Source organism: Tsukamurella paurometabola DSM 20162 (assembly GCF_000092225.1).
GTDB classification, from domain to species: domain Bacteria; phylum Actinomycetota; class Actinomycetes; order Mycobacteriales; family Mycobacteriaceae; genus Tsukamurella; species Tsukamurella paurometabola.
The window spans coordinates 16913-34797 of the sequence record NC_014158.1 but is presented as its reverse complement, the minus strand read 5'-3'; the positions used below and the strand labels follow the sequence as shown (position 1 = coordinate 34797).

Below are 17885 nucleotides of genomic sequence, written 5' to 3'. Positions count from 1 at the left end.
AGGGAGGCACCGTGCAAGGACTCGTCCTACAGCTCACTCGCGCGGGCTTCCTACTACTGCTGTGGCTGTGCGTCTGGCTGGTGATCAACGCCTTGCGGTCGGACGCCCGGCTCGCCTCCGGCCTGCGGCCGAAGCAGAAGGAAGCGAAGCCGCCGCGGGGCAGCCTCTTCCAGCGCGGAAGCAAGACCGCCAAATACCTGGTGGTCACGCACGGACCTCTGGCCAACACCCGGATCACACTCGGCCAGCAGCCGGTGCTGATCGGCCGGGCCGACGACTCCACGCTGGTGCTCAACGACGACTACGCGTCCACCAGGCATGCGCGGCTCGCCCGCGACGGTGACGACTGGTACGTCGAGGATCTGGGCTCCACGAACGGCACCTATCTGGCCCGCAACAAGGTCACCACGCCCACCCGGGTGCCACTGGGCACCCCGGTGCGCGTCGGCAAGACCGTGATCGAGCTGCGCCCGTGAGTCTGATCCTGCGCTATGCGGCGCGCTCGGACCGCGGCCTCGTGCGGAGCAACAACGAGGACTCGGTGTACGCCGGTCCCCGTCTGCTCGCGCTCGCGGACGGCATGGGCGGCCACGCCGCCGGCGAGGTCGCCTCGCAGCTGATGATCACCGCGCTCGCCCCGCTCGACGACGACGAGCCCGGCGGCGACCTGCTCGGCACCCTCGAGGAGGCGATGGTCGCCGGCAACGAGACCATCGCCGATCAGGTGGCCGAGGATCCCGAGCTCGACGGTATGGGCACCACGCTCACCGCGATCCTGTTCGCCGGTTCCAAGCTGGGCCTGATCCATGTGGGCGACTCCCGCGGCTACCTGCTGCGCGACGGCCAGCTCACCCGGATCACCAAGGACGACACCTTCGTCCAGACCCTCGTCGACGAGGGCCGCATCACCGCCGAACAAGCGCACACGCACCCGCAGCGCTCCCTGATCATGAAGGCCCTCACCGGCCACGAGGTCGAACCCACCCTCACTCTCCGTGAGGCCAAGGCCGGCGACGTCTACCTGCTGTGCTCGGACGGTCTGTCCGACGTGGTGAGCGACGAGACCATCGGCGACACCCTCGAGCTCGCCGTCGAAGACTGCTCCGCCGCCGCCGACAAGCTGATCGAACTGGCGCTGCGCTCCGGCGGCCCCGACAACGTGACCGTGGTGGTGGCTCGCGTCGAGGACACCAGCTTCGGCCAGAGCCGTCCCATCGTGGGCGGCGCCGCCAACGAGGACGACGAGGACTACGTACCGCCGTCGAACACCGCCGCCGGACGGGCCGCCGCGCTGCGCCCCCCGCGGAAGGCGCCCCGTCGGGTGGTGGCACAGGAGGTCGACGACGAACCCGAGCGCGGCCCACGCCGCAAGTGGATCGCCCTCGGCGTACTGCTGGTGCTGCTCATCGGCGGCGCCGTCGGCGTGATCGCCACCCGCTCCGTGGTGAACTCGAACTACTACGTGGGCGCCACCGACAACGGCACCATCGCCATCTATCGCGGTGTGAAGGTCAGCCTCCTCGGCAAATCGCTGCACGACCAGCAGGAGGTCGTCTGCCTCGCCGATTCCCCCGGCGGCGACGGGACCGCGGGCGCGGCATCGATGGGTTGCACCCCCCTCACCACCAAGGACCTCACCCCGCGCGGCCGCGCCAACCTCGACGGGCTGCCCTACGCCAGCTCGATCGACGATGCCCGCAACCAGGCGCGTGCACTCACCGAGAAGGACAACCTGATCCCCCGGTGCCGCGTGAGCACCGAGATCATCCCCGTTCCGGCGCCGCCTCCGGCCGCTACCCCGCCCCCGCCGGGCGGTGAGACCCTCACGCCCCCGCCGCCGCCGGAGACCAAGGTGGTCACGCAGACCTCCACGCCCGACGAGCCCTGCCGTGGGGGCCCGTCGTGACGTCCGCAACCGCTACCAACACCCCCGGAAGCGGCCTCGCGCTCGACCCGAACCGCGGATCCCGCTCACGGGAACTCGTGCTGCTCGGTGCCGCGACGGTGATCACCGGCGCGTCGCTCGCGATCGTCGAGTGGGCCCAGAAGCAGACCATCAGCTGGGATCTCGCCAAGTACGTCGTCGCGTTCGTCGTGCTGTACGCCGCGGCGCACGTGGCGGTGCGCCGGTTCGCGCCCTACGCCGACCCGCTGATCCTGCCCGTGGTGGCCCTGCTCAACGGGCTCGGACTGGTACTGATCCACCGGCTCGACCTGGGTCGCGCGCACGGCGAGAACGGCCGGATCCAGGAGATCAACGAAGCCAATCAGCAGATCCTGTGGACGCTGATGGGTGTGGCCGTGCTGGTCGCGATCCTCGCGCTGCTGCGCGATCACCGCACACTGGCCAAATACGCGTACACGATCGGCCTCGTCGGCCTGATCCTCCTGGCGTTGCCCGCGCTGCTGCCCGCCAGCCTGTCGGAGATCAACGGCTCCAAGAACTGGATCAAGACGCCGCTGTTCAGCATCCAGCCGAGCGAGATCAGCAAGATCCTGCTGATCATCTTCACCGCGGCCTTCCTGGTGTCCAAGCGCGACCTGTTCACCACCGCCGGACGGCGCGTGCTCGGCATCGATCTACCCCGCCCCCGCGACCTGGCACCGCTCCTGCTGGTGTGGATCGTGGCCCTCGCGGTGCTGGGTTACGCCAACGACCTCGGCACCCCGCTGCTGATCTTCTTCACCGTGCTCGCGATGGTGTACATCGCCACCGAGCGCGTCGGCTGGGTGGTCGTGGGCCTGGCACTGGCCGTGGTCGGCGCCGTAGCCGCGTATTTCCTGTTCAGCCACCTGCGGGTGCGCGTGGAAGTGTGGCTGCACCCCTTCGACCACTACGAGGACATCGGTTTCCAGCCCGCGCAGTCACTGTTCTCCTTGGCCACGGGCGGTCTCGCCGGCACCGGCCTCGGCTCCGGCCGGCCCACCATGGTGCCCTTCGCGTCGACCGACTTCATCATCTCGGCGATCGGTGAGGAGCTGGGCCTCATCGGTCTCGCTGCGGTATTGATGCTGTTCCTGATCCTCATCTTCCGCGCCTTCCGGATCAGCCTGACGGTGCGCGACAGCTTCGGCAAGCTGCTGGCCGCCGGACTCGCGTCCACTGTCGCGATCCAGCTGTTCGTGGTGGTCGGCGGCGTCACCAAGCTGATCCCACTGACCGGTCTGACCACGCCCTTCGTCAGCTACGGCGGTTCGTCGCTGCTGACCAACTACGCACTCATCGCCCTGTTGCTGCGGATCTCGAACGCGGCTCGTGAACCCAAGGTCACGCGCAAGCCCGGTGCACCGGTCCCCGACCGGCCCACCGAGATCGTGAAGCGCGTATGAATACACCGATCCGCCGCGTCTCCGTCGTCGTGGTCCTGCTCGTGGTCGCGCTCCTCGCGAACGCCACCTATGTGCAGGTCTTCAAGGCCGACGAGCTCCGTTCCGACCCGCGCAACGAGCGGGTCCTGCTCGACGAGTACTCGCGCCAGCGGGGCTCGATCCTCGCGGGCGGCCAGGTGATGGCCCAGTCGGTGCCCACCGACGACCGGTACAAGTACCTGCGCACCTACCCGAAGGACCTCGCGCCGGCGTACGCCCCCGTCACCGGCTATTACTCCATGGTCTACAGCGCCGGTGCGCTAGAGCACGCCGAGGGATCGATCCTCAACGGCAGCGACGACCGCCTGTTCGGCCGGCGCATCGTCGACACCCTGTCCGGTCGCGATCCGCGCGGCGGCAACGTGGTCACCACGATCAACCCGGTGATGCAGCGCATCGCCTACGAGCGCTTGATCTCGGCGTGCGGCGCCAAGGGGCCCTGCCACGGCTCCGTGGTGGCGATGGAACCGCAGACCGGGAAGATCCTCGCGATGGTCTCGACCCCGAGCTACGACCCCAACCCGCTGTCCTCCCACGATCCGAGCGTGGTCAGCGCGGCCTGGCAGAACCTCACCAAGGATCCCGATCAGCCCATGTTGAACCGGGCCACATCGCAGCTGTACCCGCCCGGCTCGACCTTCAAGGTGATCACCACCGCGGCGGCGTTGAGCCAGGGCCGCGGGATCGATCTGAACACCCGCCTGACCGCCGACAAGCAGATCACCCTCCCGGGCGGCGGTGGCACCACTCTGCAGAACTACGCAGGGATGACGTGCCCGGATTCGTCGGGCGGTACCGTCAGCCTGTTGCAGGCGTTCCAGTACTCGTGCAACACCGCGTTCGTGGACCTGTCCACCCAGAAGATGCAGGACGGAGGAGAGGCGATCAAGCAGATGGCGAACAACTTCGGCGTGAACAGCTCGCCCGAACCCATCCCGCTGCCCGTGTCGCAGTCGGTGACCGGCCCGCTGTCCTACCCCGCGCAGGTGGGGCAGTCGGCGATCGGTCAGCTCGACGTGGCGCTGACCCCGCTGCAGAACGCGGTGATCGCGGCGACCCTGGCCAACGGCGGTATCCGGATGCAGCCGTACCTGGTGGACAGCCTGCAGTCGCCCGACCTCTCCACGATCGCGACCACCTCCCCGAAGCGGCAGGGACAGGCGCTGAGCCCGGAGGTCGCGGCGCAGATGCGGGAGCTGATGGTCGCCTCGGAGCGCAACACCAAGGGCTCGGGAGGCAGCGTCTCGATCGCGTCGAAGACGGGCACCGCGGAGCACTCCGAGGGCCAGAAGGGCGGCGAGGCGCCGCACGCCTGGTACATCGGGTACGGCCCGGTCAACGACCCGAAGGTCGCGGTGTCGGTCATCATTGAGAACGGTGGAAATCAGGGCGAGCAGGCGACCGGTGGGTCGCTCGCGGCGCCCATTGGACGTGCGGTGATAGGCGCCGCGGTGAACGGGCAGGGGAACTGATGAGTCTGCAGACGGGCTCCATAATCGCCGACCGGTATGAACTGCTCCGGCTCATCGCCACCGGCGGTATGGGTCAGGTGTGGGAGGCGATGGACACGCGGCTGGACCGCCGCGTGGCGATCAAGGTGCTCAAGGCCGAGTTCTCCGAGGACCAGGAGTTCCTGGCCCGGTTCCGCAACGAGGCGCGCACCACGGCCGCATTGAACCACCCCGGTATCGCCGGGGTCTACGACTACGGCGAGACGCAGGACCAGGCCGGTGGCGCCCCGCTGGCGTACCTGGTGATGGAGCTGGTCAACGGCGAGCCGCTCAACGCCGTGCTCTCGCGCCTGGGTCACCTCAGCGAGGCGCAGGCCCTGGACCTGTTGGAGCAGACCGGTCGCGCGTTGCAGGTCGCGCACAGCGCCGGTCTGGTGCACCGCGACGTCAAGCCGGGCAACATCATGATCACGCCGACCGGCCAGGTGAAGATCACCGACTTCGGTATCGCCAAGGCGGTCGACGCGGCACCGGTCACCAAGACCGGCATGGTGATGGGCACCGCCCAGTACATTTCGCCGGAGCAGGCCTCGGGCGAGGACGCCACCGCTGCGTCGGACGTGTACTCGCTGGGTGTGGTGGGCTACGAATGCCTCGCCGGAAAGCGCCCCTTCTCGGGCGACGGTGCCATCACGGTCGCGATGAAGCACATCCGGGACCAGCCCGACCCGCTGCCGCCGGACCTGCCCGCACCGGTGCGGGAGCTGATCACGCTGACGCTGGTCAAGGATCCTCGGCAGCGCTACGCGAACGGCGGCGAGTTCGCCGACGCCGTCGCCACGGTGAAGGCGGGCCAGCGTCCGCCCATGCCGCGCGGCTGGACCGGCGGCGCGACCGCGGCCTCGCGGGAGGCGGCGACCGCCGCCACCACGGTGGTTCCCCCGCAGCCGCGCCCGGGTCCGCAGCCGGTCACCGGTAACCGGAACTCGTCGCCGACTCCGCGGGCCGCAGCCGCCGCGACGCCCACGCAGTACGACAGCGACGGCTGGACCAGGAGCCAGAAGACGATCCTCGGTGTCTCGGTGCTGCTGCTGCTCGCCGCGGCCGCGATCATCGGTGGCTACCTGCTGATCAGCGGCGGGGGCGACGATCCGGCCCCGACCACGCCGACGGAGCCCACCCTGACGGCGCCGCCGCCCACGGGTGCGGCCACCTCGGCGCGGCAGACCACACAGGCTCCCCCGCCGCCGACCCGAACGGTGACGGAGACGTCGACGGCATCCCCGCCGCCCCCGCCGCCCACCACCACTCCGCCGCCGACGACGACCTCGGATCCGCCGATCACCGGCGGTGAGCCGACGACCACGCCGACGTGCACCGGCATCCTCGGAATCCCCCTCCCCTGCAGGAACTAACGGATAACGGACGACAACCGATGACAACCCCGCCGCGTCGCATCAACGACCGCTATGACCTGGGCGAAACGCTCGGGTTCGGTGGCATGTCCGAGGTGCACCTGGCGCGGGACACCCGGCTGTCGCGGGACGTGGCGATCAAGATCCTGCGCGCGGATCTGGCGCGGGATCCGAGCTTCTACGAGCGGTTCCGGCGCGAAGCGCAGAACGCGGCCTCGCTGAATCATCCGACGATCGTGCAGGTGTACGACACGGGCGAGGCGGACACTCCCGGCGGGCCCCTGCCGTACATCGTGATGGAGTACGTCGACGGCGAGACGCTGCGCGATGTGCTGCGTCGCGACGGCACCATCGCCCCGCAGGCGGCGATGACCTGGATGGCCGATGTGTGTGCGGCGCTGGACTTCAGCCACCGCAACGGGATCGTGCACCGCGATATGAAGCCGGCCAACGTGATGCTCACCCGCACCGGCGAGATCAAGGTGATGGACTTCGGCATCGCCCGCGCGATGAGCGATCCGTCGGCGGGGATGACGCAGACGGCCGCTGTGATCGGCACCGCGCAGTACCTCTCGCCCGAGCAGGCGCGGGGGGAGTCCGTCGATGCCCGCTCGGATGTGTACGCGGCCGGCTGCGTGTTGTTCGAGCTGCTCACCGGACAGCCGCCGTTCCAGGGTGATTCACCGGTGTCGGTGGCCTACCAGCACGTGCGGGAGGACCCGCCCACTCCGTCGTCGATCCTGGACACGGTGCCGCCCGAGCTGGACTCGATCACGCTCAAGGCGCTGTCGAAGAACCCGGCGAATCGGTACCAGACCGCCGGTGAGATGCGGCAGGACCTGATCCGGGTGCTCGCGGGGCGTAAGCCCGAGGCGCCGATGGTGCTCAGCGACGAGGAGCGCGATGCGCTGCTCACCGAGCCCACGAAGCCCCGTCGGGCCGCGAAGGCCGCTCCCGCAGCCGCCGCGGCCGCGGCAGCCGTTCCCGCGGCCGCCGCCGGGACGCCGGGTGAACCGACCGGCGACGACGACCGGCCCACGGAGGCCGTGGCCACCGTGCCGGCGGCGAGCGGCCGGGCGAAGCACTCCACCGCTTCGGGCGGCCGCTCGAGGCTGGTGCTGTGGATCTCGGCCGCGATCATCGCGATCATCCTGGTGGGCGGCACCACGGCGTACCTGCTGGCCGGGCCCGATGAGGCGAAGCAGGTGACCGTCCCCTCGCAGATCGGACAGAACGCCAGCGACGCGCAGGTCGCGCTGCAGAAGCTCGGCTTCAACGTGCAGATCAAGCGCGTCCCCGATAACACGGTGCCCGCCGAGCAGGTGATCTCCACGATCCCCGGCCCGGATTCGCAGGCCACCGAGGGGTCGACGGTGATCGTCGAGGTTTCGTCGGGTCCGAAGATCGCGGCCGTGCCCGATGTGGTGAACCGCTCGGAGAAGGATGCCCGCGACATCCTCACCAAGGCCGGATTCACCGTCGCGAAGGACCCGAAGAAGGAGGCCTCGCCCACGGTGAAGGCGGGCGATGTGGTCTCCACGAACCCCGCAGTCGGCGCCAACACCCCGCAGAACACGCCGATCGTGCTCACCGTCAGCACCGGCAAGGAGCAGGTCCGGGTCCCGGATGTGTCCAACACGGCGCTCTCGCAGGCGGAGGCGAATCTCAAGGGCCTGGGCTTCACCACCAAGGTTCAGGAGGTCGACGATCCCGCACCCGCGGGCACGGTGCTCCGCACCACCCCCGCGGGCGGAACCACCGCCGATAAGGGCAGCGACATCACCATCGTCGTGTCCAAGGCGAAGGCCGTCGTGATGCCGAACCTGGTCGGCCAGGATCCGAGCGCGGCGAAGGCGGCGCTCATCGCGATGGGCTTCTCCGAGAGCAATATCCAGGTGATGGCCACGGCACCGTCGAACCTGCCGTGGGACAAGAACAAGGTCTGGAAGACCACGCCGGATGCGGGGGCGCGCGTGGACACCTCCGCCTCGATCACCATCGAGGTCCGCCGCTAGCAGCGACGGTGCCGCCGGGCTCAGGCGAGCGCGGCGGCCACCTCCTGCTCCAGCTCCGCGACGCGGGCCTCGGGAACCTCGAAACCGCATACGGCCAGCCAGTTGGCCAGCATCCGGTGTCCGCCCTCGGTGAGCACGCTCTCCGGGTGGAACTGCACGCCGTGGATCGGCAGCTCGCGGTGCGCGAAGGCCATCACCACACCGGATTCGGTGCGGCCGGTGATCTCCAGTTCGTCGGGGATGGTGGGCTCGAGCACCGTCAGCGAGTGGTACCGGGTGGCGGTGAACGGGTCGGGGAGGCCGGCGAGCACGCCGTGGCCGTTGTGATACACGAGCGAGGTCTTGCCGTGCAGCAGTTCGGGCGCCCGGTCGACGGTGGCGCCGAAGACGGCGCCGATCGCCTGGTGGCCGAGGCATACGCCGAGCAGCGGCGAACCGGCTGCGCGGGCGGCGGTCACCATCGGCATGGTCTGGCCGGCGCGGTGCGGGGTACCGGGCCCGGGACTGAGCAGTACACCGTCGTACTGCGCGGCGGCCGCGGCCGGATCGTCCAGTCGCGGATCGTCGTTGCGCCAGACATCGGCCTCCACACCCAGCTGGCCCAGGTACTGGACCAGGTTGAAGACGAAGCTGTCATAGTTGTCGACGACGAGGATTCGCACGTCGCTCAGCGTACTGGGGTGGGGTCACCCGGGCACATCCGATAACCTGGCTGGTGAAAAGCACCCAGGTAGAAGGAAGCCATGCCGAAGTCGAAGGTCCGTAAGAAGACCGATTACACGATCAACGCGTCGACCGATTCGCGGACGCCGGTCAAGGTCAGCGCACCGTCCGGCCGGTGGTTCGTGGCCCTGTTCCTCGGGTTCATGCTGGCCGGCCTGGCCTGGCTGCTCGTGTACTACTTGGGCGCCGACGAGTCGGGGATGGGCGCACCGGGTAAGGCGCTCAACTGGATGGTCGAGCTGGGCCCGTGGAATTTCGCGATCGGCTTCGGCCTGATGATCGTCGGCCTGTTGATGACGATGTGGTGGAAGTAGCCCCACCAGGCGAAACACATTGATGTCATTCATCCCCAGCTGTGGACGAACCTGTGGATAACTGGAGCGCTCCGCGCAGCGTCGGCGTGGTTCTGCTGATCGCGGGCATCGCGCTCGGCGCCGCCACCGCCCTCGGCGTGATCGACGATCCGGTCGGCATCGTGCTGGTGGGTGTCGGCGCCGTGCTCCTGTGCTACCTGGGGGCTTCGGTGCTGGTGCTGCGACCCCGGCTCGCCGCGGACGCCGCGGGCGTCACCTATCGCGGCGCGTTCGGCCGCAAGCACTTCCCGTGGGACGGGTTGGAGATCAAGCGGACCAGTACGAAGCACTGGGGACGCGAGTCCGTGCTGCTGGAACTCACCCGCGGCGACGATCTCCTCTTCCTCGGTCGATGGGAACTGGGCGAGGCACCCACGCTGGTGGCTCAGCAGCTCGAGGAACTGCGCCCCCGCTAGGGCGGCTCAGAATCGGCGCGCGGTCACGAAGCCGCGGATGTCCGAGACGCGCACCGGGGTGCCGTAGGTGACGGCTTCGACGACCTGTCCATTACCCACGTACAGCGCGGCATGACCGCCGCCGTTGGTGATCACCACATCGCCGGGGCGTAGCTCGCCCCGCGACACGGGGACGCCGGCGCTCATCAGCGAGTAGCTGCTGCGCGGCACGCTGAGACCGGCCTGATTCATGGCCCAGCTGACGAGGCCCGAGCAGTCGAAGGACGACGGGCCCGACGCGCCGTACTGATAGGGCATCCCCACGCGGGTCAGTGCGGCCTGAACCACGGCACCGCGGTCGGGAGCGGCGGCCGCCTGCGGCGCGGGGGCCTGCGGGGCGGGCAGTTGAGGTGCGGGGGCGGCGAGGGCGACCGCGGGTGAAGCGACGAGTCCGATCACTGCGACGGAGGCGCCGAAGGCGGCGCGGGTGCGGCTGGTGGTCTTCGTACTGTCGCTGGTCACTTTCGTTCACACTCCCGGTTCCTCCGGAGCGGCGTGATGGTCACGCCAACATCTCCTGAAGATCACGGCAAGGTTACGAAGGACGGACACCGGGTGTCCATCTCAGAGCGGCTCGATACCGGTGAATCTGCGCACCCGCGGCCACCAGCGGTGGCCTGGACCACAGGTTTTCTTGACTAGTCGGCAATTCCGGCGCTGCGTCGATCCGCCACCGTGGACGTCTTAGGCTAAGGAAGTATCTTCACCAACGGCGATTCCGCCCGAAGACACACGAAGGCCCGGCCGGAATCCGGCCGGGCCTCTCGCGGGACGTGCTGTTAGGGCTCGATGGTGATCGAGTTGATGGTGACCTCCTTGATCGGCCGGTCGGCACGATCGGTGGGGGCCTGGCCGATGGCATCGATGACGCGCTTGCTGTCCTCGTCCTCGACCTCACCGAAGATGGTGTGCCGGTTGTTGAGGTGCGGCGTCTTGCCGACGGTCACGAAGAACTGCGACCCGTTGGTCGCGGGGCGGCCGATGTTGGCCATGGCCAACAGGTACGGGCGATCGAACTTCAGCTCGGGATGGAATTCGTCGACGAAGTCGTAGCCGGGGCCGCCGGTTCCGGTGCCGGTCGGGTCGCCGCCCTGGATCATGAAACCGTCGATGACGCGGTGGAAGATCGAGCCGTCGTAGAACGGTCCGCTGGTGCCGCCCGACGCGTTGGTCGTGGTGTACTCCTTCGTCCCCTGAGCGAGTCCGACGAAGTTGGCCACGGTCACGGGGGCGTGATTTCCGAACAGGGCGATGCGGATGTCGCCTTCGGAGGTGTGCAGGGTCGCGTGAGCGGTAGCGTTGGAGTTGGTCACACCGCCATTCTGCCATTGCGGCGGAGCCGTCCGGTCGGGGTTCACGAATCGGGCGAACCGGCGGTGCACACTGTCACACGTCCGCCGAAAGGATTCCGCCACCATGGCCACCCCACTGCTCGACGACGTCCAGCCCGCCGACGAGACGTCGCAGGCTCCCTCCAACGCCCAGCGCGTCGCCACCGGTTTCGGCCAGAGCTTCACCGGCCCGCTGAACATCGCCCGCGGCCTCACCGGCATCGGCCTCTCGATCGCCAGCCACGTGCTGCACACCTTCTTCAACCTCACCCGCAAGACCATCGCTCTGGCTCTGGCGAAGAAGGTCGTGCACACGGTCCGTTCGTCCGACCCGGCCGCGCCGGCCGACGATGCGGCACCGTCGCTCCCGGTGAAGGGCGGGGGCGTGCGCAAGCCGCTCCTGATCACCCTGGTCGTAGCGCTGGTGCTGGCCGTAGGCGGCACCGCTTTCAAGCTGCTGCGCACTCCGAAGGCCCCGCCCGTCGCGCCGGAACCGCCGCGGGTGCGTCCGGCGAGCGGCGCCACCGGCGACAGCGCTCCGGCGGCCTCCGACGAGGAGACCGCGGCCGTGGTGGCCGACGAAGACCCGCGCAAGATCGGCGAATAGCCGCACACCCGGTCGGCGGCGCGGCGAACGATCAGCCGCGCCAGCCGACGGGGTGGTGCGCCTGGATGGCGAGCAGCACCCAGGCGAGGGCGATCACGAGGAACAGGCCGTCGATGCCACCGGGTCCGCCCCGGTACAAGGCGACCCCGGCCACGATCAGGAAGAACACCGCGACCACCCAGCAGAGAACGCAACGGCGGGTCATACCCACGAGGGTAGACCCGCCGGCGCGTTTCGTCTCTAGACCGACACGGACTCCGCAGCCCGCCCACGCGAGAGGGTGAGCCGGTGGATCGACTCTCCGCCGATCAGCCCTATCCCGCCCCACAGGATCACCTGCGCGAGGAAGGAGTAGGTGCGGAACCAGTACAGGTCGTCTGCCGGGAAGTCCTTGGCGGACAACGGCGCCGGGAGTACCAGGTAGGCGAGCACCGAACCCGCCACCACGATCGCACCGCCGATCAGGGCCGCCCCCCAGCCCCCGTACCTCGGTGTGAGAGCGAGCGCCACCACCCACGCCACGGCGACCAACGCCAGGCCGATCGCCACCATCAGTAGGTAGGTCCCCGTGCGTTCGCCGATCGAATCGGGATCACCGACCCCCGGCGGATTGGGCGGGTACTTCAAATACGGGATCACGTAGAAGCCGGCGAACAGGGAGCCGGCCACGGCCAGCGCGAGCGCACGCGGACTCCACCGCGGGAACTTCGGAGCGGCCACGCAGTAGGCCACCGCGAACAGTGTGCCGAGCACGAGCCCGAACACGATGATCCCGGCGCCGAGACCGAAGTTCTGCTGCACCGCCCGGCTGTAGACCTCGGCGGAGTCCATGTCCATGCCCGGCATCGATGCATGCTGCGCCGCATCCGCGGCATCCTGCCGCGCGATCGCGCGCTCGATGATGGGCTCCACCAGGAAGCGGGCGAAGAGGAACGCCAGTAGCCCGGACAGGGCGCCCGCGGCCGCGCCGCGGGCGATGACGAGTTTCTCCACGTCGACCCCTAGTGGCAGGGGAAGCCCAGGAAATGCCGGGCGTCGTGGAAGAACTCGTGGATGTGGGTGTCGTTGCCGAACACCGAGACGGCGCCCTGGTCGATCCCGATGAAGTAGTAGGCCAGAACGGCCAGCAGGGTGGCGACGGTGAGCCACACGGCTCGTCGCGAAATGCCCAGCGAGAGATCACCCGCGTGCGCGGTGCTCAGGTTCGCCATGATTGTCGACTCCTTCGTCCGGGGTTTCGCGCCCGGATAGTGAACGGGTGCCGGGGCGGGTCTGGCTTCACAGTGGCGCGACCGCTCCCCGCAGGGATTCCGCTTCCGGCCGCCGAAGCATATCCCCGGACGAACATCCATCGCGACCGATGGCCAGGACATCACCGAACCCGTCTGGATCGTCGCAGGTGAGAAGGTTTCGTGAAGGTTCGGCCGGAGCGCATGGCACGACTGCGGCGGCGGGGTACCTTCCGACCGTCGTTCGTGATCGCAAAGCTGAAAGGTGCTCTCGTGCGGAACCTGCCTCGTCACCGGTCCTCGATGATCGGCCTCGCCGCCGCCGCTGCGGCGCTGCTGTCCCTCGGCAGCGTCGCTCCCGCCACCGCTGCAACCGGGCCCGACCCGACCATCGACCTGCTCGTCCTGTACACACCGGAGGTGCTCAAGGCGCGCGGTAGCGAAGCCAAGGTGCGGGCCGCGGTCGAAGAGGGGATCGCTTCGATGAACGACACCCTCCGACGCAGCAACATCGCGGGCCGGATCCGGGTGGTGGGAGTCGAGCAGACCTCGGCCCCGGGGTCGACGGTCGGCCGGGGCAAGCCTGCGATCGACTGGCTCGCCGGAAACACCCAGAGTCTGCGGAACACCTACGACGCCGACCTGGTCTCCGTCGTGGTCGCGGGCGGCGCCGGGATCGCCAGCAACCCGACCATGCCGTTCACCACGGTGTCCGGCAACGAGGCCTGGAGTGTGGTGGGCAACGATTGGCTCGCCCCGGATCTCAAGCGTGGCGAGGCCGGAGTGTTCGCGCACGAGCTGGGTCACAACCTCGGAGCCCTGCACGACTGGGGAACGACACCCGCGACCCGCGGAGCGAACCCCGAGCGCCATGGCTACGTCAACCCGGCCGGCCTCGTCGACGTCATGGCGTACAACAACTCATCGCTCTGCGCACCGAACTCGTGCAGCCGTCGGCCGTACTACTCCAACCCGGACGTGACCGTCGGCGGCCTCCCCTTCGGGCAGCGGGGCGGCACCAGGCCCTCGGACATCGCCTCGGTCTTCGCCAAGACGATGCCGGTGGTCGCGGGATACCGGACGGCGACCATGGTGCAGTTCCAATACAACGAGGACGGTGCCGCCCGCCCGAGTCTCGTGGAGCCCCTCGCAGCGCTGAACCGCCTCATCGCGCAGCGCACTCTCCCCGGCGCGTACCGCTCGGCGCGGATCGAGAACGCGCCGTCGGCCGCCCGTGCGGGCTACAGCCCGGCCGAGGTCGCCGCTGCGGTGAAAGCCGCGAAGGACTCGTGCTCTCCCACGACGAATTGTGAGCTTCGCGACGGCACCCGGTACGTGACGCTCCCCGCGAAGATTCTTCCGATCATGCTGCCGCTACTGGACTTCGGCGCGGCGACGGGCACGATCGCCTTCGTCCGCCCGTTGATCGATCTCACATCGCCGTTCGTGCGCGTGCTCCTGGATCCCGCACGTACTGCCACCGGCAATCCGCTCGGCCCCATCGACGTGTTCGCGCGCCTGTCGAACGCGGTCGGCGAGGGTGTGCGCGCGGCCGTCACCGGCACCGGCGACGCGTCCCGCTATCTCGCCCCGAGCACGCCCGGCGCCGACACTCAGCGGAGCACTTCGACCGGCTCGCCTGCACCGGTGGTGTCCGCCGCGGCAGCGCGTGGGCCGGCCCTCACCGGTGCGGTGGCCCGGGCTGATTCGGGACGCGCGGGCGCGGAGGCGCTCACGACGGACGGTGCCGCGACCGCAGCTGCGGTGCCCACGCCGTCCGTCTCCGCGCCCGACGATGCCGCCGCGTCGACGCCGGAGCGGGCGACCCCGGGTAGGACGACTCCGGAACGGAGCACCCCGGCGGACACGATCGCGCGCCCGTCGGACTCCTCCGCAACGACCGGGAGCAACGCGGACTCTCCGCAATCACCCTCGGGCGGAACCGGAGTCACGAGTAGCGCCGCGTCGTCGCCGTCCGGCACGGGAGAGTCCGCCGGGTCGGGTGCGTCGCCTGCCTCCACCGGCTCGGCCGCGTCGAGCGCTTCAAGTGACCGGGCGTCGACTGCGGGCTCCTAGGATGCCGCCGGCATCAACCGCCCGAGGAGATCGGAGAGCGTGACCACCGCGGTGTCGCCGTCCTGCCGCCGCACCACGACCAGGTGGGTTCGCGATTCCCGCATGAATCCGAGTGCCGCGTAGGCGGGCTCATCGGCGGCCAGGAACAGCACTGGGCGCATCAGTTCTGCGGCGGTGGCGTCGTCGGGTGCATGCAGGCTGTCGCGGACGTGCACCATGCCGAGCGCCACGGCACCGTCGCCGACGAGCAATCGCAGGTGACCGGTGGAATCGGCCACGGCGCGAATCCGCTCCGGCGTGGCCGACGGCGCAACCGCCGACGGCGGCACATCCCACCGGGCGATGTCGCCGAGGGTCAGTGCCTCCAGCTCCAATGCACTGGTGAGGTGTCCGGAGTACTGCTCGTTCAGGGCGCCGACGGTGGCGGAATGTTGCACCAGTTGACGCAGTGCGGCCGGGTCCTGACCCGATTCCACCTCGTTGACCGGGGTCACGCCCACCTTCCGCAGGCACGCGTTCGCCGTGTTGTTGAGCACCACGAGCAGCGGCCGGGTCACCGTCATGAAGCCCCGCATGGGCAGCGCCAGCATTACCGCCGACCGTTCCGGGTGCGCGATCGCCCACGATTTCGGCGCCATCTCGCCCACCACCAGATGCAGGAAGGTCACGATGAACAGCGCCAGCAGGAAGGCACCGACATCGGCCGTCCACGGAGGCATTCCGGTGCTCTCCAACACCGGTGTGAGCCATGTGTCGACCGCGGGTTTGGTGATGGCGCCGAGCGCCAGGGTGCACACCGTGATACCCAATTGGGATCCGGCGAGCAGCAGCGACAGTTCCTGAGAGCTGCGCAGCGCGGCCCGCGCCGACCGGCTCGATCCGGCGTTGTCCTCGAGTCGATTGCGGCGCACCGCGATCAGCGAGAACTCCACCGCCACGAAGAACGCGCTGGCACCGATGAGTGCCACCGTGATCGCGACGATCACCCACGGGTTATCCATCGCCGGCCTCCTCGGTTCGCACGGTCAGGTGCACGCGGTCCGGTACGCGCCGCTCGACGGTGCGTACCTCTGCTCGCAGGAATCGTTGCGGCGGTGCGTCGTCGAGTAGGTTGGGCGGTTCGGGTACGACCGGCAGGTCGACGGTGTCGCCCGGTCGCGGGAGGGCGGCGAGGCGGGTGATCACCGCGCCGCCGATCGTCTCGTAATCTCCGGGTTCGAGGTCGAGGTCGAGAAGGCGTTCGAGCTCATCAATGTGCAGGTCTCCGCGCACCAGCCAGCCTTCGCCCTCCGGAACCGCCGGATCAGCGGCTCCGGGATCGTGTTCGTCGTCGATCTCACCGACCAGCTCCTCGGCGATGTCCTCGACGGTCACCACACCGTCGAAACCGCCGTACTCGTCGATCACCAGCGCCATCTCCTGCCGCGCGTCGGCGAGCTGGGCCACCACGGCGGGTAACGGCAGGGAGGCGGGGACCACCACCGCCGGCCGGCAGCGAGTGGCCGCGGTGCCTGAAGTGTCGGTGAGCAGGTCGTGCAGGGTGATCACACCGATCAGGTCGTCGGACGTCGCACCGACCACCGGGTACCGGGTGTGTCCGTCCGCCATGCGATCGAGGACGGCTCCCGCGGGTTCACCGGCAGGGACCACGTCGACCCGCGAGCGCGGGATCATGGCATGTTCGGCTGTGTGCGTGGGGAAATCGAGAATCCTGTCGAGCAGTGTGGACAGTTCGGCTGGGAGTTCACCGGCATCACGGGAGGCGGCCACGATGTGTTCGAGGTCGCGCGGGGTGGCCGAGTGCTCCACATCGTGCACGGGTTCGATCCGCACCGCGCGCAGCAGTACGTTGGAGGCGGCGTCGAAGAAGCGGATGAGCCAGCCGAACACCTTCAGGTAGATCGTGGTCGACAGGGATAGCTGGAGCGCAACGGGTTCCGGCCGAGAGATGGCGAGATTCTTCGGGAACAGTTCTCCGAACACCATTTGCGCGACGGTCGACAGGCCCACCGCGGCAATCGCGCCGATCGCGATGCCCACGGCGGACGGCACGCCCACACCGCCGAGCAGTGTGCCCAGGCCTTGACCGATGAGGGGTTCGGCCACGTAGCCGACCAGGAGGCCGGTGACGGTGATGCCGAGCTGGGCCCCGGAGAGCATGAACGAGGTCCGCTTGGTGACGGACAGAGCGCGGTTCGCTGCGGGATCGCCGGTTTCGGCCCGCGCCTTCAGGCGCGACCGGTCGACGGCCATGTATGCGAATTCCTGGGCTACGAAGTAGCCGGTGAAGGCGGTGATGAGCAGCACCACCACGATGCCCGCGAGGATGCTCAGGACGGCTAGCACGGAGTGTGACACCCCCGCAGCGAACGGTCAGGGCCCTGGGCGGGCGAGTCGGGTCTTCGGCGTTTGCGCGAGGCGCGTCTCATCATTCCTTCGGGGTCGTCAATGCCGTACCCCCACCAGAATAGGGCAAATCGCACCGCCGCGTCGGCGGTGTTTCAGTCGTCCTTGGGTCGCTTCGCCTCGTGAATCTCGACTGGCTGCAGGAAGTCCGTCATCTGGAAGGCGTTCGCCACCAGGAGTGGCCCCATCATGAGGGCGAAGCCTGCCCCGATGGCGGGATTGAAGCCCACGAGTCCGGCGGCACCGGCCCACAGGACCAGGTAGCCGCCGCTGCGCCAGTAGGTCCGGCGCAGGGCGCGGTATTCGTCTCCGAACACCTCATCGCACTCGCAGGCGGCACGGAAACCGATGCCGAACTGCCGGAATGCGAGCAGAGCGCAGCCGGCGGCGACGACGGCCCGCGCGATGTCCCACGTCGACATGTCAGGTCCGCAACCTCTCGACGATCCACATCG

At 69.0% G+C, this 17885-nt stretch carries 19 protein-coding genes; 10 read left to right on the top strand and 9 right to left on the bottom strand.

Annotation, left to right across the window (positions count from 1 at the left end):
* Positions 1 to 11: 11 nt before the first annotated feature.
* From TPAU_RS00170 to pknB, 6 genes are read left to right on the top strand one after another with little or no spacing between them, the layout of a single operon-like run.
* Positions 12 to 476: an FHA domain-containing protein FhaB/FipA gene (locus tag TPAU_RS00170; RefSeq protein ID WP_013124741.1), complete on the top strand. Its 465-nt coding sequence runs from the start codon at positions 12 to 14 to the stop codon at positions 474 to 476.
* Positions 473 to 1906: a PP2C family protein-serine/threonine phosphatase gene (locus TPAU_RS00165; RefSeq protein ID WP_013124740.1), complete on the top strand. Its 1434-nt coding sequence runs from the start codon at positions 473 to 475 to the stop codon at positions 1904 to 1906. The genes TPAU_RS00170 and TPAU_RS00165 overlap by 4 nt, the downstream gene beginning before the upstream one ends.
* Positions 1903 to 3330: an FtsW/RodA/SpoVE family cell cycle protein gene (locus TPAU_RS00160; RefSeq protein ID WP_013124739.1), complete on the top strand. Its 1428-nt coding sequence runs from the start codon at positions 1903 to 1905 to the stop codon at positions 3328 to 3330. Before TPAU_RS00165 ends, TPAU_RS00160 begins: the two co-directional genes overlap by 4 nt.
* Positions 3327 to 4841 (top strand): peptidoglycan D,D-transpeptidase FtsI family protein, encoded by a 1515-nt coding sequence (locus tag TPAU_RS00155; RefSeq protein WP_013124738.1) that lies wholly within the window; start codon positions 3327 to 3329, stop codon positions 4839 to 4841. Before TPAU_RS00160 ends, TPAU_RS00155 begins: the two co-directional genes overlap by 4 nt.
* The gene (locus tag TPAU_RS00150) at positions 4841 to 6235 is read left to right on the top strand and encodes a serine/threonine-protein kinase (RefSeq protein WP_013124737.1); all 1395 of its coding nucleotides are present in this window, start codon (positions 4841 to 4843) and stop codon (positions 6233 to 6235) included. The genes TPAU_RS00155 and TPAU_RS00150 overlap by 1 nt, the downstream gene beginning before the upstream one ends.
* A 20-nt stretch (positions 6236 to 6255) precedes the next feature.
* A complete protein-coding gene (gene pknB / locus TPAU_RS00145) occupies positions 6256 to 8250 on the top strand; it encodes a Stk1 family PASTA domain-containing Ser/Thr kinase (RefSeq protein WP_013124736.1) in 1995 nt (664 codons plus the stop codon).
* Between the two features lie 20 nt (positions 8251 to 8270).
* Here pknB and TPAU_RS00140 read toward each other — a convergent pair whose 3' ends face one another.
* Positions 8271 to 8912 carry an aminodeoxychorismate/anthranilate synthase component II gene (locus TPAU_RS00140; RefSeq protein WP_013124735.1) on the bottom strand — a complete coding sequence of 214 codons (642 nt, stop codon included), beginning with the start codon at positions 8910 to 8912 and terminating at the stop codon, positions 8271 to 8273.
* An 81-nt stretch (positions 8913 to 8993) separates the two neighbouring features.
* Between TPAU_RS00140 and crgA the strand changes: the two genes are divergently transcribed.
* Complete coding sequence (crgA, locus tag TPAU_RS00135) at positions 8994 to 9287, top strand: cell division protein CrgA (protein WP_013124734.1); 294 nt, start codon at positions 8994 to 8996, stop codon at positions 9285 to 9287.
* Between the two features lie 53 nt (positions 9288 to 9340).
* Positions 9341 to 9742, top strand: a complete 402-nt coding sequence (locus TPAU_RS00130) for a PH domain-containing protein (protein ID WP_013124733.1) — start codon at positions 9341 to 9343, stop codon at positions 9740 to 9742.
* A gap of 6 nt (positions 9743 to 9748) precedes the next feature.
* On the opposite strand, the gene TPAU_RS00125 is transcribed toward TPAU_RS00130, so the two are convergent.
* Both TPAU_RS00125 and TPAU_RS00120 read right to left on the bottom strand, forming a co-directional pair.
* Positions 9749 to 10243: a C40 family peptidase gene (locus TPAU_RS00125; protein WP_013124732.1), complete on the bottom strand. Its 495-nt coding sequence runs from the start codon at positions 10241 to 10243 to the stop codon at positions 9749 to 9751.
* A gap of 317 nt (positions 10244 to 10560) precedes the next feature.
* Entirely contained in the window at positions 10561 to 11094 is a 534-nt protein-coding gene (locus tag TPAU_RS00120; RefSeq protein ID WP_013124731.1) for a peptidylprolyl isomerase, read from the bottom strand.
* Between the two features lie 103 nt (positions 11095 to 11197).
* On the opposite strand from TPAU_RS00120, the gene TPAU_RS00115 reads away from it, so the two are divergent.
* Positions 11198 to 11719, top strand: a complete 522-nt coding sequence (locus tag TPAU_RS00115) for a cell wall synthesis protein CwsA (RefSeq protein WP_013124730.1) — start codon at positions 11198 to 11200, stop codon at positions 11717 to 11719.
* 31 nt (positions 11720 to 11750) lie between these two features.
* Here the strand turns inward: TPAU_RS00115 and TPAU_RS23035 are convergent, their stop codons facing one another.
* The 3 genes from TPAU_RS23035 to TPAU_RS00105 are packed head-to-tail and all read right to left on the bottom strand — an operon-like array spanning position 11751 to position 12930.
* A complete protein-coding gene (locus TPAU_RS23035; protein WP_013124729.1) occupies positions 11751 to 11924 on the bottom strand; it encodes a hypothetical protein in 174 nt (57 codons plus the stop codon).
* Between the two features lie 35 nt (positions 11925 to 11959).
* Positions 11960 to 12712, bottom strand: coding sequence for a CbtA family protein (locus TPAU_RS00110; RefSeq protein ID WP_013124728.1), 753 nt, complete (start codon positions 12710 to 12712; stop codon positions 11960 to 11962).
* An 8-nt stretch (positions 12713 to 12720) separates the two neighbouring features.
* Positions 12721 to 12930: a CbtB domain-containing protein gene (locus TPAU_RS00105; RefSeq protein ID WP_013124727.1), complete on the bottom strand. Its 210-nt coding sequence runs from the start codon at positions 12928 to 12930 to the stop codon at positions 12721 to 12723.
* 291 nt (positions 12931 to 13221) lie between these two features.
* Here TPAU_RS00105 and TPAU_RS00100 point away from each other — a divergent pair, with 291 nt between their 5' ends.
* On the top strand, positions 13222 to 15024 hold the full coding sequence (locus tag TPAU_RS00100) for a M12 family metallo-peptidase (RefSeq protein ID WP_160160283.1): 1803 nt from the start codon (positions 13222 to 13224) through the stop codon (positions 15022 to 15024).
* On the opposite strand, the gene TPAU_RS00095 is transcribed toward TPAU_RS00100, so the two are convergent.
* The 3 genes from TPAU_RS00095 to TPAU_RS00085 all read right to left on the bottom strand — a co-directional run bounded on the left by TPAU_RS00095 (position 15021) and on the right by TPAU_RS00085 (position 17852).
* Positions 15021 to 16025, bottom strand: coding sequence for a hemolysin family protein (locus TPAU_RS00095; RefSeq protein ID WP_013124725.1), 1005 nt, complete (start codon positions 16023 to 16025; stop codon positions 15021 to 15023). The two genes, TPAU_RS00100 and TPAU_RS00095, sit on opposite strands and share 4 nt — an antisense overlap.
* Positions 16018 to 17370 carry a hemolysin family protein gene (locus TPAU_RS00090; protein ID WP_013124724.1) on the bottom strand — a complete coding sequence of 451 codons (1353 nt, stop codon included), beginning with the start codon at positions 17368 to 17370 and terminating at the stop codon, positions 16018 to 16020. The genes TPAU_RS00095 and TPAU_RS00090 overlap by 8 nt, the downstream gene beginning before the upstream one ends.
* Before the next feature lie 155 nt (positions 17371 to 17525).
* The gene (locus TPAU_RS00085; RefSeq protein WP_013124723.1) at positions 17526 to 17852 is read right to left on the bottom strand and encodes a hypothetical protein; all 327 of its coding nucleotides are present in this window, start codon (positions 17850 to 17852) and stop codon (positions 17526 to 17528) included.
* Between the last annotated feature and the right edge of the window lie 33 nt (positions 17853 to 17885).

Bases quoted from the DNA above. Each gene is read 5' to 3' on its own strand.
- TPAU_RS00095 (WP_013124725.1), bottom strand. From the start codon at position 16,025: ATGGATAACCCGTGGGTGATCGTCGCGATCACGGTGGCACTCATCGGT.
- TPAU_RS00115 (WP_013124730.1), top strand. From the start codon at position 11,198: ATGGCCACCCCACTGCTCGACGACGTCCAGCCCGCCGACGAGACGTCG.
- crgA (WP_013124734.1), top strand. From the start codon at position 8,994: ATGCCGAAGTCGAAGGTCCGTAAGAAGACCGATTACACGATCAACGCG.
- pknB (WP_013124736.1), top strand. From the start codon at position 6,256: ATGACAACCCCGCCGCGTCGCATCAACGACCGCTATGACCTGGGCGAA.
- TPAU_RS00155 (WP_013124738.1), top strand. From the start codon at position 3,327: ATGAATACACCGATCCGCCGCGTCTCCGTCGTCGTGGTCCTGCTCGTG.
- TPAU_RS00150 (WP_013124737.1), top strand. From the start codon at position 4,841: ATGAGTCTGCAGACGGGCTCCATAATCGCCGACCGGTATGAACTGCTC.
- TPAU_RS00105 (WP_013124727.1), bottom strand. From the start codon at position 12,930: ATGGCGAACCTGAGCACCGCGCACGCGGGTGATCTCTCGCTGGGCATT.
- TPAU_RS23035 (WP_013124729.1), bottom strand. From the start codon at position 11,924: ATGACCCGCCGTTGCGTTCTCTGCTGGGTGGTCGCGGTGTTCTTCCTG.
- TPAU_RS00085 (WP_013124723.1), bottom strand. From the start codon at position 17,852: ATGTCGACGTGGGACATCGCGCGGGCCGTCGTCGCCGCCGGCTGCGCT.